Here is a 16,253-nt window from a genome sequence, read left to right as displayed (position 1 = left end):
CTTGGCAAGCTACATCCACTACTACAATCACGACCGCATCAAACTGAAACTAAAAGGGCTGAGTCCCGTGCAATACAGAACTCAGCCCTAGCCGTCATAACCCGTCCAACTTTACGGGGTCAGTTCACCTACGCCGATCGGGCTTTTTTCATGGAAGGCGCGCCCGCCTTCGTGTTCGCGTCACGCCCAGTTCAGCCAGCCGCTGTACCCGACCAGCAGCACGAACAGCCCGAACGCGATCCGGTACCACGCGAACACCGTGAAATCGTGCGACGCGACATAGCGCAGCAGCCAGCGCACGCATACGAACGCGCTGACGAATGCCGCGACGGCGCCCAGCACGAACAGGCCGAGCGAATCGACGGTGAACGCCTGCCAGTCCTTGACGGTTTCATAGAGCGTCGCGCCGAAGATGATCGGGATCGCGAGGAAGAACGAGAATTCGGTGGCGACGCGCCGGTCGAGGCCGAACAGCATCCCGCCGATGATCGTCGAGCCCGAGCGCGACATGCCGGGAATCAGCGCGAAGCACTGCGCGATGCCGACCTTGAGCGCGTCGAGCGGCGTCAGCGCATCGACCGACACCACGCGCGGCGGTTCGCTGCGCTCGCGCTGCCGCGCCTCGGCCCACAGGATGATCGCGCCGCCCACGACGAGCGCGAACGCAACGGGGACCGGCGAGAACAGCACGGCCTTGATCTTCTTCTCGAACAGGAGGCCGAGCGCAATGGCGGGAATCGTCGCGATCACGACGTTCAGCGTGAAGCGCCGCGCGTCGGGCCGGCTCGGCAGCCCGGACACGATGGACGCGATCCGTTGCCGGTATTCCCAGCAGACCGCGAGGATCGCGCCGAACTGGATCACGACGTCGAACGTCTTCGCGTGTGAATCGTTGAAATTCAGGAAGCTGCCCGCGACGATCAGGTGACCGGTGCTCGACACCGGCAGGAATTCCGTCAGCCCCTCGACGACGCCGAGGATCAAAGCCTTGCAGATCAGGATCCAGTCCATCCGTGGCCCAACTCCGAAATGGTCGAATGAATGGGCCACTCTTCCGCGCGCGGCCCCCCTCCGGCCGAGCGCGGTGCGCCGTCACTTTTCGACGATTGCCACGCGTATGCCGTTTGTAAGAATCGTAATTGTACCGGGTTCGTAGTTCACCCCGGCAAATTGCAGTTGTTCGGGCTTGAACGTGTAGATCGGATAGTTGGTCAGCAACTGCGTCGCGAGCAGGCCCGCGGCCGCGCCGACCTGCTGCGCGTACATCTGCGCGTCGCCGTCGAGCGCGAGGCTGTCGACGGCCGGCGACCTCAGCACGACCGAGCGGCTCGGCGCGTCGTAGGCCAGTTGGCCCGACACGGTGAACTTGCCGCTGACGGGCGCACGCAGGAACGGGCTCACGAAATGCGCGTCGAGCTGCACGGCCACGCGGTTCTGATCGGGCAGCAGGTTGACGGCCGGGTTCGCGAGCGACACGTCGACGACCTGCGCGACCGTCTTCTGGTACGGGAACTTGCGCGCGACGGCTTTCTGCACGTCACCGCGCGAGAAGGTGTAGTGATCGGGGATGAACGGGAACGTCGACGCGCACGCGGCAAGCGAAAGCGTCACGCCGATGGCGCCGACGGTTGCGGCAAGAAAACGGCGCCGGCCGGGCGCGCAAGGTGCGGTCATGCTGAACACTCTCCTGGTTGCGACGGCCGCGTCGCGGCCTCGAGACGCGTGAGCCACGCGAGCGCGTCGTCGCGCGACGCGCCGCACATGTCCGCGGCCGGCTGCAGCCCGGAGCAGCACGCGGGCCGCTCGGGGCGGCCGAAGATCCGGCAGCGCAGATCGTCGCCGAGCTGCACGCAGCGCACGCCGGCCGGCTTGCCGTCGGGCATGCCCGGAATCGGGCTGGAAATCGACGGCGCGATGCAGCACGCGCCGCAGCCCTCGCGGCACGCATGCGGCGGCGGGACATCGGCAGGTGCCGGGCGGACAGGCAATTCGACGGACACTCGGCTCTCTCGAACGAACAACAAAAAACGGTGCGGCAACCGGACGCGGTGCCGGCAGCCCTACCCCGCATTGTGCCATCGCCGGCTGCGACGTTATTACACAATGCAGCCCAATCGCGCGTTTATATACTCGAAAGCATCTAAAAAAGCGCGAGACCGTCATGCATTCTGGTTCTGCCGACACCTTGTTCCGTCCCGATTTGCTCACGAAATACGGCGCGAACGGGCCGCGCTATACGTCGTATCCCACCGCGCTGCAGTTCCGCGACGATTTCGACCCGGCCGACTACGTGCGTGCGGCAACCGACCCCGGTGCATCGTCGAGCGAGCTGTCGCTGTACTTCCACATCCCGTTCTGCAACACCGCGTGCTTCTACTGCGGCTGCAACAAGATCGCGACCAACAACCATCGCCGCGCGCGCCCGTATCTCGACCAGCTCAAGCGCGAGATGGCGCTGCAGGCCGCGCTGTTCGATCCCGCGCGCCCGGTCACGCAGCTGCACTGGGGCGGCGGCACGCCCACCTTCCTGTCCGACGACGAAACGGCCGAGCTGATGGCGGCCACCCGCGAGCACTTCATGCTCGCGCCGGATGCCGACGCCGAATTCTCGATCGAGATCGACCCGCGCACGGTCACGCCCGCGACGCTCGTCCACCTGCGCAACATCGGCTTCAACCGGCTGAGCCTCGGCGTGCAGGATTTCGATCCGGTCGTGCAGCGGGCGATCAACCGCATCCAGCCGCTGGCGATGACGGCCGACCTGCTCTCCGCCGCGCGCACGACGGGCTTTCATTCGGTAAGCGTCGACCTGATCTACGGGCTGCCGCACCAGACCGTGTCCGTGTTCGCGCGCACGCTGGAAACGATCATCGAACTCGCACCCGACCGGCTGTCGGTGTTCGGCTACGCGCACATGCCGCACCTGTTCAAGATGCAGCGTCAGATCGACGACGCGACGCTGCCGCCGCCGGAAACGCGCATCGCCTTGCTCGGCCTCGCGATCGACATGCTGACGTCGGCCGGCTACGTGTATATCGGGATGGACCACTTCGCGCGGCCGTCCGACGAACTCGTGCGGGCGCAGAAGAACGGCACGCTGCAGCGCAATTTCCAGGGCTACAGCACGCGCGCGGATACCGACCTCGTCGGGTTCGGCGTGTCGTCGATCGGCAAGGTCGGCGACGTCTACGCGCAGAACGCGAAGGACCTGCCCGCGTACGGCGCCGCGCTCGACGCGGGCCGGCTGCCGATCGCGCGCGGCGTGCGGCTCACCCCCGACGACCGGCTGCGCCGCGACGTGATCACGCAGCTGATGTGCAACCTCGACCTGCCGTTCTCGCACGTCGAGGCCGCGCACGGCATCCACTTCGCCGATCATTTCGCGCGCGAACTCGACGCGTTGCGCCCGTTCGAGCGCGACGGGCTGCTGACGATCGCGGCCGACCGCCTGACGATCCATCCGGCTGGCCGGATGGTCGTGCGCAACATCGCGATGGCATTCGACGCGTATCTCGGCCAGACGCCGCAGCAGCGCTACTCGCGCACGGTCTGAGCCCGACGGGCCCGGCCGGCCGCACGCGGGCGGCCGGTTTGATACAGTGTGGGGCTTACGCCCCGCCAGATTCCGCACGATGCGCACCACCAAAGCGACCCACGCGGTCGAACGCCTGAAGACCCGCTCCGGCAACCCGCAATTCGCGGCCGTCGCGATGGCGGGCGGCCTGTTTTATCTCGTCGACCGCTCCGGCGGCACGGCCGAGAAGCGCTGCGAGCCGCTGCCGCTCGACGAGTTCGTCAAATTCGTCGACGAATTCGGCCCCAAAAAACCGCGCAAGGCGAGCAAGCTCGACCTCGCGTTCGAGGCGCAGATCAAGAAGAGCAAGGGGTAAAGGTCTGTTGCAGGCCGCCTGAAGGCTTCGCGGCCGCCCCCTTTGGTACAATCACGAAGTTTCTCTATCCCCGCTGATGGCCGACGAGGCTGCGTGACCACACCATGAATATCGAAAACGCGCGTTTCAACATGATCGAACAACAGATCCGGCCGTGGGACGTGCTGGATCTCGACGTCCTGGGCCTGCTGTCGATCGTCAAGCGTGAAAACTACGTTCAGGCCGAATACCGCGATCTCGCGTTCGCCGACCTCGAACTGCCGCTGCCCGGCGGCAACGGCAAGATGTTGTTCCCGCGCGTCGAAGCGCGCGTGCTGCAGGAGCTGACGGTCAAGAAGCACGAGAACGTGCTCGTGATCGGCGCCGGCTCCGGCTACCTGGCTGCGCTGTTCGCGCACCGCGCGCAGCACGTGACGGCCGTCGAGATCGATCCGACCAACGCGAAGTTCGCGGAAGACAACCTGCGCAACGACGGCGTGACCAACGCGGAAGTCGTCCTCGGCGACGGTTCGCGCGGCTGGGCCGGCAAGGCGCCGTATGACGTGATCTGCGTGGCGGGCGGCCTGCCCGTCGTGCCGCAGGAAATGCTCGAACAGCTGAAGGTCGGCGGCCGCCTCGCGGCATTCGTCGGCGGCCGTCCGGTGATGAAGGCGCAGATCATCACGCGCATCGACGACAAGCAGTACCGCGTCGCCGACGTGTTCGAAACGTACATCGACCACCTCGTCAACGCGATCGAGCCGTCGCGCTTCAAGTTCTGAGCGGCGGAGCCACCATGCAGATCCTGACGGCCGCGATGCTCGCGGAATGGCTCGGCGACAAGGCGCGCCCCGCGCCGGTCGTGCTCGACGTGCGCGAACCGTGGGAAATCGCGACCGCGCATATCGCCGGCAGCGTATCGATTCCGATGCAGCAGATTCCCGCGCGCAGCGAAGAGCTCGACGACGAAGCGGAAATCGTCTGCGTGTGCCATCACGGGATGCGCAGCGCGCAGGTCGCGATGTTCCTCGAATCGCGCGGCTTCACGAAGCTGTACAACCTGCAAGGCGGAATCGACGCGTGGTCGCGCGACGTCGATCCGGCCGTGCCGCGCTACTGATCCTGCCCGCAGCGCATCACGCGCCGCCGCGCCGATCGGCACCCTGCCGCCGGCCGCACTGATCCCCCCAACGGGCACGCATCGCGTGCCCGTTTCTCTTTTCCGCTCCGGTTCATCACTTCAACGGCACCGTGCTGCGCCCGCGCCCTGCCTGCGCGGTGCGAAGTCATGGTGCACGAAGGTCCCCGCACCGCGTGCAGGTGCAGGCACCGGAACGGGGAACCCCGACCGTGCACCATTTGCGCCCGTGAACCTGCACCGCGACGGACCGCGCATGCTGCACGACGCGTCATGCGCACCGTCCCGACGCCCCGCACCGCCCCGCGCAGGCACGCCGGACGTGCATCCGCACGACTGGCACATGCCTTGCGTTACTCGCTGGCCGACGCCTTCACGGCGCGCATATCCAACACGACAAGGGGATCCCGATGAAACGTCGCAGTCTGTTGAAGTTCGGTTCGATGGCCGGCGCACTCGCGCTCGCGGGCAAGAGCCCGTTCGCTCATGCGGCTGACGCGGGCACCGGCCCGATCAAGGTCGGCATCCTGCACTCGCTGTCGGGCACGATGGCGATCTCGGAGACGTCGCTGAAGGACACCGCGTTGATGACGATCGCCGACATCAACAAGAGCGGCGGCGTGATGGGCCGCAAGCTCGAGCCCGTGGTGGTCGATCCCGCGTCGAACTGGCCGCTGTTCGCGGAGAAGGCGCGCCAGCTGCTCACGCAGGACAAGGTCGCCTGCGTGTTCGGCTGCTGGACGTCGGTGTCGCGCAAGTCGGTGCTACCGGTGTTCGAGGAACTGAACGGCCTCCTCTACTACCCGGTGCAGTACGAAGGCGAGGAAATGTCGCGCAACGTGTTCTATACGGGCGCCGCGCCGAACCAGCAGGCGATCCCGGCCGTCGAGTACCTGATGGGCGCGGAAGGCGGCGGCGCGAAGCGCTTCTTCCTGCTCGGCACCGACTACGTTTATCCGCGCACGACCAACAAGATCCTGCGCGCGTTCCTGAAATCGAAGGGCGTGAAGGACGCGGATATTCAGGAGGTCTACACGCCGTTCGGCCATAGCGACTATCAGACCATCGTCGCGAACATCAAGAACTTCTCGCAAGGCGGCAAGACGACCGTGATCTCGACGATCAACGGCGACTCGAACGTGCCGTTCTACAAGGAGCTCGGCAACCAGGGGATCAAGGCGACCGACGTGCCGGTCGTCGCGTTCTCGGTCGGCGAGGAAGAGCTGCGCGGGATCGACACGAAGCCGCTCGTCGGCCACCTCGCCGCGTGGAACTACTTCATGTCGGTGAAGAACCCGACCAACACGAAGTTCAAGGACCAGTTCGCCGCGTGGGTGAAGGCGAACAACCTGCCGGGCGGCGCGAAGCGCGTGACCAACGACCCGATGGAAGCGACCTACGTCGGCATCCACATGTGGAAGCAGGCCGTCGAGAAGGCGAAGAGCACCGACGTCGACAAGGTGCGCGTCGCGATGATCGGCCAGACGGTGGCCGCACCGTCGGGCTTCACGCTCGCGATGGACGGCAACCATCACCTGCACAAGCCGGTGATGATCGGCGAAATTCGCGGCGACGGGCAGTTCAACGTGGTGTGGAAGACCAAGACCGCGGTGCGCGCGCAACCGTGGAGCCCGTTCATCGCAGGCAACCAGGGCAAGCCGGACATCGTCAGCTCGATTCCGGCGTTCCTGCGCCGGCAGCGCGCGGCGCTCGCCTGATGCCGGGCGGCGCGTCGCGCTTCACGCGCGACGTGCCGCTCGCACGCCGATGCCGAACCCGATGCGCCGGCCCCACTTGCCGTGACGAACCGCACGCGCCCGCGCATCGCCGCCCGCATCCGCTTCCCCACGCCCGACAGGATTTCCCGATGCCTACACGCTTTCGCCGAGCCGCCGTCGCGATCGTCGCGTGCGCTGCCCTCGCGGGCGGGTTGCCGCACGCCGCGTTCGCGCTGACGGCCACCGATACCGCCGCGCTCGCCGGCGACGACTTCGACGCGAAGACGGCCGCGATCGAACGGCTCGCCGCCGACGCCGATCCGCGCGCCGTCGCACTGCTCAACGCGCTGTCGACCGGCGACGCGCTCGCCACCGGCGACGGCCGCCTGCTGATCCAGACCGGCGACACCGCACACGACGCGCTCACGCAGGCCGCGACGCCGGCCGGCGACGCGCAGCCCGTGATGCTGAACAACCTGCTGCGCACGAAGATCACGGGCGCGCTGTCGGGGCTCGCGCTCGCGTCGCCCGACGTCGCCGCACGCCGCGACGCGATCGATGCGTTGCTGAAATCGCCCGACCCGGCGCTCAAGCCGATGATCGACCGCGCCCGTGCGAAGGAAACCGATCCCGCGCTGAAGCGCCGCCTCGACGCACTATGGGCGATCGCCGCGCTGCACGATGCCGATCCGGCGAAGCGCCTCGAAGCCGTGCAGGTGGTGGCCGCGCGCCAGGACCTCGACATGATCGAGCAGTTGCGCCCGCTCGTCGCGAAGAACGCCGACGGCACCTACGCGGAGCCCGACGCGCGCGTACGCGACGCCGCGCAGCAAGGTCTCGACACGCTGCACGGGTTGCAGCGCCGCGGCGAGATCGTCGGCACGCTGTTCGCCGGGCTGTCGCTCGGCAGCGTGCTGCTGCTCGCCGCGCTCGGCCTCGCGATCACGTACGGGCTGATCGGCGTGATCAACATGGCGCACGGCGAATTCCTGATGATCGGTGCATACGCAACCTATGTCGTGCAGACGCTGATCCAGCGCTACGCGCCCGGCGCGTTCGACTGGTATCCGCTCGTCGCGGTGCCGGTGTCGTTCGTGACGGCCGCGCTCGTCGGCATCGTGCTCGAACGGCTCGTGCTGCGACACCTGTACGGCCGCCCGCTCGAGACGCTGCTCGCCACCTTCGGCGTGAGCCTGATCCTGATCCAGGCAACGCGGATGCTGTTCGGCGCGCAGAACGTGCAGGTCGTGAACCCGTCGTGGATGAGCGGCGGCGTGACCGTGATGCAGAACCTGATCCTGCCGTACAACCGGCTCGCGATCCTCGCCTTCGCGCTCGCCGTCGTATTCGTCGCGTGGGCCGTGCTGACGAAGACGCGGCTCGGCCTGTTCGTGCGCGCGGTCACGCAGAACCGCCGGATGGCCGCGTGCGTCGGCGTGAAGACCGCGCGCGTCGACGCGTATGCGTTCGCGTTCGGCGCGGGCATCGCGGGCCTCGGCGGCTGCGCGCTGTCGCAGATCGGCAACGTGGGCCCCGACCTCGGCCAGAACTACATCATCGATTCGTTCATGGCGGTCGTGCTCGGCGGCGTCGGGCAGATCGCCGGCACCGTGCTCGGCGGCTTCGGGCTCGGCCTCGCGAGCAAGGCGATCGAGCCGTTCTGGGGCGCCGTGCTCGCGAAGATCGCGGTACTCGTGATGATCGTGCTGTTCATCCAGAAACGTCCGCAGGGCATGTTCGCCCCGAAGGGCCGCAGTGCGGAGGCTTGACGTGACTTCATTCACTCACTCGTTGTCCAACCCGGCCGCCGATGCGCCGACGCCCGCCGCCGCCGCACGCGCGGAAGAGCGCTTCGCGCTCGGCCTGCCGCCCCGCCCCGCACTGCTGTCGCGGCGCGCGTGGCTCGCGCTGATCGCGCTGTGCGTCGCGATCGGCATCGGCGTGCCGCTCGCCGCGCTCGTCGCGCCCGAGTCGAGCGCGTTCCATCTGTCCGCGTACGCGATGACGCTCACCGGCAAGCTGATGTGCTACGCGATCGCCGCGCTCGCACTCGATCTCGTGTGGGGCTACTGCGGGATCCTGAGCCTCGGCCACGGGCTGTTCTTCGCGCTCGGCGGCTATGCGATCGGCATGTACCTGATGCGCGAGATCGGCCGCGACGGCAAGTACGGTAGCGACCTGCCCGACTTCATGGTGTTCCTCGACTGGCACCAGTTGCCGTGGTACTGGAGCGGCACGCAGCATCTCGCGTGGGCGCTCGCGCTCGTCGTGCTCGTGCCGGCCGTGCTCGCGTGGGTATTCGGCTTCTTTACGTTCCGCTCGCGCGTGAAGGGCGTGTACCTGTCGATCATCACGCAGGCCATGACGTTCGCCGCGATGCTGCTGTTCTATCGCAACGAGACCGGCTTCGGCGGCAACAACGGCTTCACCGACTTCAAGCGCATCGCGGGCTTCGCGATCACGTCGCCCGGCACGCGCACGGTGCTGTTGCTGCTGACGTTCGCGACGCTCGTGCTCGCGTTCATCGCCGCGCGCGCGATCGTCACCAGCAAGCTCGGGCGTGTCGTCACCGCGGTGCGCGACGGCGAGACGCGGCTGATGTTCCTCGGCTACAGCCCGCTCGCGTACAAGCTGTTCGTGTGGACGGTGTCGGCCGTGCTGTGCGGGATCGCGGGCGCGCTGTACGTGCCGCAGGTCGGCATCATCAACCCCGGCGAGATGTCGCCCGGCAACTCGATCGAGATGGCGATCTGGGTCGCGGTGGGCGGGCGCGGCACGCTGATCGGGCCGATCGTCGGCGCATTCGCGGTGAACGGCGCGAAGAGCCTGTTCACCGCATACTTCGCCGAATACTGGCTGTTCTTCCTCGGCCTGATCTTCGTGCTGGTGCCGCTGCTGCTGCCGCGCGGGATCATGGGCCTCGTCGAAACCGTGCTCGCGAAGGGGAAACGCGCATGAACGGAACGGCCCTCTACCAATTCACGCCGCCGCCCGAGGACGAAGGGCGGGCCGTCAGCGGCACCGCGTCGATGGGGCGCGTGGTGCCGCCCGGCATCGACACGTCGCACGGCACGATCCTCTACCTCGAGGATATCGAGGTGAGCTTCGACGGCTTCCGCGCGCTGAAGAAGCTGTCGCTCGCGATCGATGCAGGCGAGCTGCGCTGCGTGATCGGCCCGAACGGCGCGGGCAAGACGACGATGATGGACGTGATCACCGGCAAGACGCGCCCCCATGCGGGCAAGGTGTTTCTCGGCCAGACGATCGACCTCGCGCGGATGAACGAGCCCGAAATCGCGCGCGCGGGCATCGGCCGCAAGTTCCAGAAGCCGACCGTGTTCGAACAGCATCCGGTGTGGGAGAACCTCGAGCTCGCGATGCAGACCGACAAGGGCTGGCTCGCGTCGCTGCGCGCAACGCTCGATCGCCCCGCGCAGGCGAAGATCGAGGAGACGCTCGCGCTGATCGGCCTCGAAAGCCAGGCCTTTCGCGCGGCCGGCGAGCTGTCGCACGGGCAGAAGCAGCGGCTCGAGATCGGCATGCTGCTGATGCAGCGCCCCGCGCTGCTGCTGCTCGACGAGCCGGCGGCCGGGATGACCGATCACGAGACGATGGAGCTCGCCGAGCTGCTGAACACGCTGCGCGGCACCTGCTCGATGATGGTCGTCGAGCACGACATGGAATTCGTCGCGGCGCTCGCGGGCGACACGGGCCGCGTGACGGTGATGGCCGAAGGCGCGGTGCTCGCGCAAGGCACGCTCGACCAGGTCAAGCGCGACGATGCGGTGATCGAGTCTTACCTTGGACGATGATGCGATGCTGAAGATCGATGCACTGAACCAGTACTACGGCGGCAGCCATATCCTGCGCAACGTGAGCCTCGCCGCCGACGACGGCAAGCTCACCGTGCTGCTCGGCCGCAACGGCGTCGGCAAGAGCACGCTGCTGCGCTGCCTGATGGGCGTCGTCGCCGCGAAGAGCGGCAGCGTGTCGTGGCGCGGCACGGCGCTCGGCGCGATGCCGCCGTATGCGCGCGTCGCGGCCGGGCTCGCCTACGTGCCGCAGGGCCGCGACATCTTTCCGCGGCTGACCGTCGAGGAGAACCTGCTCGTCGGCGCCGCGAGCCGCAAGGCGCCGTCCAAGGTGCCCGACCGCATCTACGACCTGTTCCCGGTGCTGAAGGACATGCGCGCGCGACGCGGCGGCGACCTGTCGGGCGGCCAGCAGCAGCAGCTCGCGATCGGCCGCGCGCTGATGAGCGAGCCGCAGCTGCTGATCCTCGACGAGCCGACCGAAGGCATCCAGCCGTCGATCATCCAGGACATCGGCCGCACGCTGCGCCAGCTCGTCGACGAATCGAAGATGACCGTGCTGCTCGTCGAACAGTATTACGATTTCGCCCAATCGATCGCCGACCGCTACTGGGTGATGAGCCGCGGCGAGATCGTCGCGGGCGGCGACGCGCACGAGATGGAAGCGAACGGCGTGCGCGAGCTGATCGCGGTGTAGCGGGAAAGGCGGCTCGGAGCGGCATCGCTTCCGGCCGTCGATTCCGGCCATCGCTTCGGCATCTCGTCGAACGGCGCATGTCAGGCGCACGCCGGCGAAGCGGCTCGGCGCGAGATCGCGCGTTACCCCGCGCTGCAGCGCGGGTACCGAAGCGTATATTGTTGCGGTAGCATCCTCGTTCTCCGCGCCCGTCCCCTGCTTCCCGCCGATGTCCGCCCCCGACTCCCACGCCCCGCTGTCCCGCCCCGCCGTCGCCAAGTCGTGGCGCGGCCGCCTCGAACTCGGCTTCGAGCGGCACGGCGCGCGCACGACGCTCGCGCACCGGCTGCACGACGGCCCGCTGCGCGTGCAGCGGCCGCTGTATCCGGAAGGCGATGCGATCTGCCACGCGGTGATCGTCCACCCGCCGGGCGGCGTCGCGGGCGGCGACCGGCTCGACATCGACATCGCGCTCGGCGACGGCACGCACGCGGTGCTGACCACGCCCGGCGCGACCAAGTGGTACAAGTCGAACGGGCTGGACGCGACGCAGCGCATCGGCATCACGGTGGGCGAACACGCGAAGCTCGACTGGCTGCCGCAGAACAACCTGTTCTTCGACGCGGCGCATGCGTCGCTCGCTTTCACGGTCAAGCTCGGCGCGGGCGCCAGCGCGATCGGCTGGGACGCGACGCAGCTCGGACGGCAGGCGGCCGGCGAAACCTGGTCGGCGGGCCGCATCGCGTCGACTTCGGCGCTCGTCGATGCCGACGGCCGGCCGCTGTGGACCGAGCGCGCGCTGCTCGATGCGCACGACCCGCTGCGCGGCGCGCTGCAGGGTCTCGCCGGCTTTCCCGCGTACGGCACGCTGTGGGCCGCCGGCGCCGCGTGCGACGCCGCGCTCGCCGAATCGCTCGCCGCGCGGACGCCGTTCGATGCCACGCTGCGTGCGGGCGCGACTTGCGTGACGCCGGGTGTCGTGCTGATCCGCGCGCTGTCGATGTCGATGGAAGCGCTGCAACGCCACTTCACCGACTGCTGGCTGCACCTGCGGCCGATCGTGCACGGTGTCGACGCACGGCCGCTGCGTCTCTGGCAAACCTGAGCGCGGTCATACCACGCACCGTTTCGGCGCAGCGTCGCGGCGGATGCTGCACGTTGCCCATGCATCGCGCACCACAAGCGCGCATCGCACTGCGTTCCATGCACATGGCACGCGCCTTGCTCCTTACATAACCGATACACGACGCACGCAAAACAGCGCGGTGCTACGATGAACCGCGCGTTCGCCCCGTTGCGCACGCACCGATAACAATTACGTTTTCCTGAACGTTTGCCTTCATGAAACTGACTCCCCGCGAGAAGGACAAGCTGCTGATCTTCACGGCGGCGCTGCTGGCCGAGCGCCGTCGCGCACGCGGCCTGAAGCTCAACTATCCGGAGGCGGTCGCCTTCATCACCGCCGCGCTGATGGAAGCCGCGCGCGACGGCAAGACGGTCGCCGAGGTGATGCACTACGGCACGACGCTGCTCACGCGCGACGACGTGATGGACGGCGTGCCGGAGATGATTCCCGACATCCAGGTCGAGGCGACCTTCCCCGACGGCACGAAACTCGTGACCGTCCATCACCCGATTCCGTGAGGCCCCGCATGATCCCCGGCGAAATCCTCACCGACGACGGCGAACACGAACTGAACGCGGGCCGCGCGACGCTGACGCTCGTCGTCGCGAACACCGGCGACCGCCCGGTGCAGGTCGGCTCGCACTACCACTTCTTCGAAGTCAACGACGCACTGTCGTTCGACCGCGCGGCCGCGCGCGGCTTTCGCCTGAACATCGCGGCCGGCACCGCGGTGCGCTTCGAGCCGGGCCAGACGCGCACCGTCGAGCTGGTCGCGCTCGCGGGCGATCGTGCCGTCTACGGTTTTCAGGGCAAGGTGATGGGGCCGCTGTAAGCCGCGCCCCGCTCTTCAGGAACAGCACCATGACACTACGCTTGAGCCGCCGCGCGTACGCGGAAATGTTCGGGCCGACGACGGGCGACCGCGTCCGGCTCGCCGATACCGAACTGCTGATCGAGATCGAACGCGACTTCACGACCTACGGCGAGGAAGTGAAATTCGGCGGCGGGAAAGTGATCCGCGACGGGATGGGCCAGTCGCAGCGCGTGGCCGCCGACGTGCCCGACACGATCATCACCAACGCGGTGATCCTCGATCACTGGGGCATCGTGAAGGCCGACATCGCGATCAAGCACGGCCGCATCGCCGCGATCGGCAAGGCCGGCAACCCGGACATCCAGCCGGGCGTGACGATCGCGATCGGCGCCGCGACCGAGGTGATCGCCGGCGAAGGGCTGATCGTGACGGCCGGCGGCATCGACACGCACATCCACTTCATCAGCCCGCAGCAGATCGACGAGGCGCTCGCGTCGGGCGTCACGACGATGCTCGGCGGCGGCACCGGGCCGGCCACCGGCACCAACGCGACGACCTGCACGCCGGGCCCGTGGCACATGGAGCGGATGCTGCAGGCCGCCGACGGCTGGCCGATCAACCTCGGCTTTCTCGGCAAGGGCAATGCGAGCCTGCCACAGCCGCTCGTCGAGCAGATCGCCGCCGGCGCGATCGGGCTGAAGCTGCACGAGGACTGGGGCACGACGCCCGCCGCGATCGACAACTGCCTGTCCGTCGCCGACGACACCGACACGCAGGTCGCGATCCACACCGACACGCTGAACGAAGGCGGCTTCGTCGAATCGACGGTCGCCGCGTTCAAGGGCCGCACGATCCACACGTACCACACCGAAGGCGCGGGCGGCGGTCATGCGCCCGACATCCTGAAGGTGTGCGGCGAGTCGAACGTGCTGCCGTCGTCGACCAACCCGACGCGCCCGTACACGATCAACACGCTCGACGAGCATCTCGACATGCTGATGGTGTGCCACCACCTCGATCCGTCGATCGCCGAGGATCTCGCGTTCGCCGAATCGCGGATCCGCCGCGAGACGATCGCGGCCGAGGACATCCTGCACGATCTCGGCGCGCTGTCGATGCTGTCGTCCGATTCGCAGGCGATGGGCCGCGTCGGCGAAGTGATCATCCGCACCTGGCAGACCGCGCACAAGATGAAGGTGCAGCGCGGCGCGCTGCCGGAAGACGGCACGCGCAATGACAACTTCCGCGCGAAGCGCTACGTCGCGAAGTACACGATCAACCCGGCGCTCACGCACGGCATCGCGCATGAAGTCGGCTCGATCGAGCCCGGCAAGTGGGCCGACCTCGTGCTGTGGGAGCCGGCGTTCTTCGGGATCAAGCCGACGATGATCCTGAAGGGCGGGATGATCGCGATGGCGCAGATGGGCGACCCGAACGCGTCGATTCCCACGCCGCAGCCGGTCCACTATCGCGAGATGTTCGCCACCCGCGGCGGTGCGCTCGCGCGCACGTCGCTGACCTTCGTGTCGCAGATGGCCGCCGACGCGGGCATCGCGGAACGCTACGGGCTCGCGAAGCAGATCGTGCCGGTGCGCAACTGCCGCAACGTGACGAAGGCCGACATGATCCACAACGCGTGGCGCCCGTCGATCAGCGTCGACCCCGAAACCTACGACGTGATCGCCGACGGCCAGTTGCTCACCTGCGAGCCGGCCACGGTGCTGCCGATGGCGCAGCGCTATTTCCTGTTCTGACCTGATTGCCGGCTTTCGATTCATGCGCACCCTCGACAAACGCATTGCCCCGAACGTGAAACTCGCCGCGTCGCTCGTCGCGCGCGCGCCGACGCTCACGCTCGCCTATGACGCCCGCTGCAAGAGCCGCCTCGCGGCGACGCTCGACACCGGCGAGGACGTCGCGGTCCTGCTGCCGCGCGGCACGATCCTGCGCGACGGCGACGTGCTCGTCGCCGACGACGGCGCGCTCGTGCGCGTCGCCGCGGCGCCCGAGACCGTGCTGCGCGTGCGCGCGGCCGACCCGCTCACGCTGATGCGCGCCGCGTACCACCTCGGCAACCGTCACACGCCGGTCGAGATCGGCGACGGCTACCTGAAGCTCGAAGCCGACCCGGTGCTCGCGGACATGCTGCGCCGGCTCGGCACGCAGGTCGAGGAGACCCTTGCGCCCTTCCAGCCGGAAGCCGGCGCGTACGGCGGCGGCCACAAGCACGGGCACGACGCGACCTTCGCCGAGGACTACGCGCTCGCGCAGCAGGTGTTCGGCGAGCATCACGGCCACTCGCATTCCCATTCGCACGACCACGACCACGACTACGACCACGACCACGACCACGACCACGACCACGACCACGACCATCAGCATGGTCCCGGTTGCGCGCACGGCCACGGCCATGACCACCACTGAACTCGTCGCGCTGCTGCACCTTGCATCGCCGGCGTTGCCGATCGGCGCGTTCAGCTATTCGCAGGGGCTCGAAGCGGCGCTCGACGCGAACCTGATTCACGACGCCGAAAGCGCGCGCGACTGGATCGCGAGCGGCCTGACAGACGTGCTCGCGCACGGCGAGCTGCCGTTCCTCGCACATCAACTCGCGCGCTGGCACGCACACGACGCGCCGGCGCTCGCGGCCGAGAATGCGTGGTTCATCGCGAGCCGCGAATCGGCGGAACTGCGCCGTGAAACCGAACAGATGGGCTGGTCGCTCGCGCAGCTCTGCGCGTCGCTCGAATGGGGCGATGGCGCGCGCCGCGCGACGCTCGCGGCGATTGCGCCGATCGCGCTGCCCACCGCGTTCGCGTACGCGGCCGCCGCTCACGACGCGAGTGCCGACGCGGTACTCGCCGCGTACGCATTCGGCTGGGTCGAGAACCAGACGTCCGCCGCGCTGAAGGCCGTGCCGCTCGGCCAGCTCGCCGGGCAACGCATCATCGTCGCGCTGCGCGGCGCGATCGACGCGGCCGTGCGCCGCGCGCTCGCGACGCCGCCCGACGCCGTCAACACGTTCGCGCCGCAGCTCGGCATCCTGTCCGCGCGGCACGAAACCCAGTATTCGCGGTTGTTCCGCTCCTGAACCCGACGC

At 68.1% G+C, this 16,253-nt stretch carries 19 protein-coding genes; 16 read left to right on the top strand and 3 right to left on the bottom strand.

The window, feature by feature from the left end:
- Positions 1–91: IS3 family transposase (locus tag QZM35_RS36545; RefSeq protein WP_301777433.1), on the top strand; the 91-nt coding region annotated here is incomplete at its 5' end.
- Between the two features lie 89 nt (positions 92–180).
- Here the strand turns inward: QZM35_RS36545 and QZM35_RS36540 are convergent.
- From QZM35_RS36540 to QZM35_RS36530, 3 genes are all read right to left on the bottom strand, one after another.
- Positions 181–1,011 carry an undecaprenyl-diphosphate phosphatase gene (locus QZM35_RS36540; RefSeq protein WP_039367732.1) on the bottom strand — a complete coding sequence of 277 codons (831 nt, stop codon included), beginning with the start codon at positions 1,009–1,011 and terminating at the stop codon, positions 181–183.
- A gap of 81 nt (positions 1,012–1,092) precedes the next feature.
- On the bottom strand, positions 1,093–1,674 hold the full coding sequence (locus tag QZM35_RS36535) for a DUF1439 domain-containing protein (RefSeq protein ID WP_071334060.1): 582 nt from the start codon (positions 1,672–1,674) through the stop codon (positions 1,093–1,095).
- Entirely contained in the window at positions 1,671–2,000 is a 330-nt protein-coding gene (locus tag QZM35_RS36530; protein ID WP_254600200.1) for a YkgJ family cysteine cluster protein, read from the bottom strand. The genes QZM35_RS36535 and QZM35_RS36530 overlap by 4 nt, the downstream gene beginning before the upstream one ends.
- A 161-nt stretch (positions 2,001–2,161) precedes the next feature.
- On the opposite strand from QZM35_RS36530, the gene hemN reads away from it, so the two are divergent.
- The 15 genes from hemN to QZM35_RS36455 all read left to right on the top strand — a co-directional run bounded on the left by hemN (position 2,162) and on the right by QZM35_RS36455 (position 16,244).
- A complete protein-coding gene (gene hemN, locus QZM35_RS36525; protein WP_089430716.1) occupies positions 2,162–3,553 on the top strand; it encodes an oxygen-independent coproporphyrinogen III oxidase in 1,392 nt (463 codons plus the stop codon).
- A 79-nt stretch (positions 3,554–3,632) separates the two neighbouring features.
- On the top strand, positions 3,633–3,890 hold the full coding sequence (locus tag QZM35_RS36520; protein ID WP_006488573.1) for a hypothetical protein: 258 nt from the start codon (positions 3,633–3,635) through the stop codon (positions 3,888–3,890).
- Positions 3,891–3,994: 104 nt separating this feature from the next.
- Positions 3,995–4,651, top strand: coding sequence for a protein-L-isoaspartate O-methyltransferase (locus tag QZM35_RS36515; RefSeq protein ID WP_089424696.1), 657 nt, complete (start codon positions 3,995–3,997; stop codon positions 4,649–4,651).
- Positions 4,652–4,665: 14 nt separating this feature from the next.
- Complete coding sequence (locus tag QZM35_RS36510; protein WP_089424695.1) at positions 4,666–4,989, top strand: rhodanese-like domain-containing protein; 324 nt, start codon at positions 4,666–4,668, stop codon at positions 4,987–4,989.
- A 428-nt stretch (positions 4,990–5,417) separates the two neighbouring features.
- The gene (urtA, locus tag QZM35_RS36505; RefSeq protein ID WP_089424694.1) at positions 5,418–6,725 is read left to right on the top strand and encodes an urea ABC transporter substrate-binding protein; all 1,308 of its coding nucleotides are present in this window, start codon (positions 5,418–5,420) and stop codon (positions 6,723–6,725) included.
- Between the two features lie 149 nt (positions 6,726–6,874).
- Entirely contained in the window at positions 6,875–8,494 is a 1,620-nt protein-coding gene (gene urtB, locus QZM35_RS36500) for an urea ABC transporter permease subunit UrtB (RefSeq protein ID WP_089424693.1), read from the top strand.
- A 1-nt stretch (position 8,495) separates the two neighbouring features.
- The gene (gene urtC, locus QZM35_RS36495; protein ID WP_089430713.1) at positions 8,496–9,683 is read left to right on the top strand and encodes an urea ABC transporter permease subunit UrtC; all 1,188 of its coding nucleotides are present in this window, start codon (positions 8,496–8,498) and stop codon (positions 9,681–9,683) included.
- Positions 9,680–10,537, top strand: a complete 858-nt coding sequence (gene urtD / locus QZM35_RS36490; protein WP_301777704.1) for an urea ABC transporter ATP-binding protein UrtD — start codon at positions 9,680–9,682, stop codon at positions 10,535–10,537. Before urtC ends, urtD begins: the two co-directional genes overlap by 4 nt.
- 4 nt (positions 10,538–10,541) lie before the next feature.
- Positions 10,542–11,234: an urea ABC transporter ATP-binding subunit UrtE gene (urtE, locus tag QZM35_RS36485; protein WP_047851116.1), complete on the top strand. Its 693-nt coding sequence runs from the start codon at positions 10,542–10,544 to the stop codon at positions 11,232–11,234.
- A 208-nt stretch (positions 11,235–11,442) separates the two neighbouring features.
- Complete coding sequence (locus QZM35_RS36480; protein ID WP_301777703.1) at positions 11,443–12,318, top strand: urease accessory protein UreD; 876 nt, start codon at positions 11,443–11,445, stop codon at positions 12,316–12,318.
- Positions 12,319–12,554: 236 nt separating this feature from the next.
- Positions 12,555–12,857 carry an urease subunit gamma gene (ureA, locus tag QZM35_RS36475; protein ID WP_006406310.1) on the top strand — a complete coding sequence of 101 codons (303 nt, stop codon included), beginning with the start codon at positions 12,555–12,557 and terminating at the stop codon, positions 12,855–12,857.
- A gap of 8 nt (positions 12,858–12,865) precedes the next feature.
- Positions 12,866–13,171 carry an urease subunit beta gene (locus QZM35_RS36470; protein ID WP_046545089.1) on the top strand — a complete coding sequence of 102 codons (306 nt, stop codon included), beginning with the start codon at positions 12,866–12,868 and terminating at the stop codon, positions 13,169–13,171.
- Positions 13,172–13,200: 29 nt separating this feature from the next.
- Positions 13,201–14,907 (top strand): urease subunit alpha, encoded by a 1,707-nt coding sequence (gene ureC / locus QZM35_RS36465; protein WP_089424689.1) that lies wholly within the window; start codon positions 13,201–13,203, stop codon positions 14,905–14,907.
- Positions 14,908–14,929: 22 nt separating this feature from the next.
- Positions 14,930–15,577: an urease accessory protein UreE gene (ureE, locus tag QZM35_RS36460; protein WP_301777702.1), complete on the top strand. Its 648-nt coding sequence runs from the start codon at positions 14,930–14,932 to the stop codon at positions 15,575–15,577.
- Positions 15,564–16,244 (top strand): urease accessory protein UreF, encoded by a 681-nt coding sequence (locus QZM35_RS36455; RefSeq protein WP_089424687.1) that lies wholly within the window; start codon positions 15,564–15,566, stop codon positions 16,242–16,244. The genes ureE and QZM35_RS36455 overlap by 14 nt, the downstream gene beginning before the upstream one ends.
- The last annotated feature ends 9 nt before the right edge of the window (positions 16,245–16,253 follow it).

The sequence above is a fragment of the Burkholderia sp. AU45274 genome (assembly GCF_030482505.1).
Taxonomy (GTDB): Bacteria; Pseudomonadota; Gammaproteobacteria; order Burkholderiales; family Burkholderiaceae; genus Burkholderia.
Note: the sequence above shows the minus strand (reverse complement) of the source record. Positions and strands in the feature narration are given on the sequence as shown.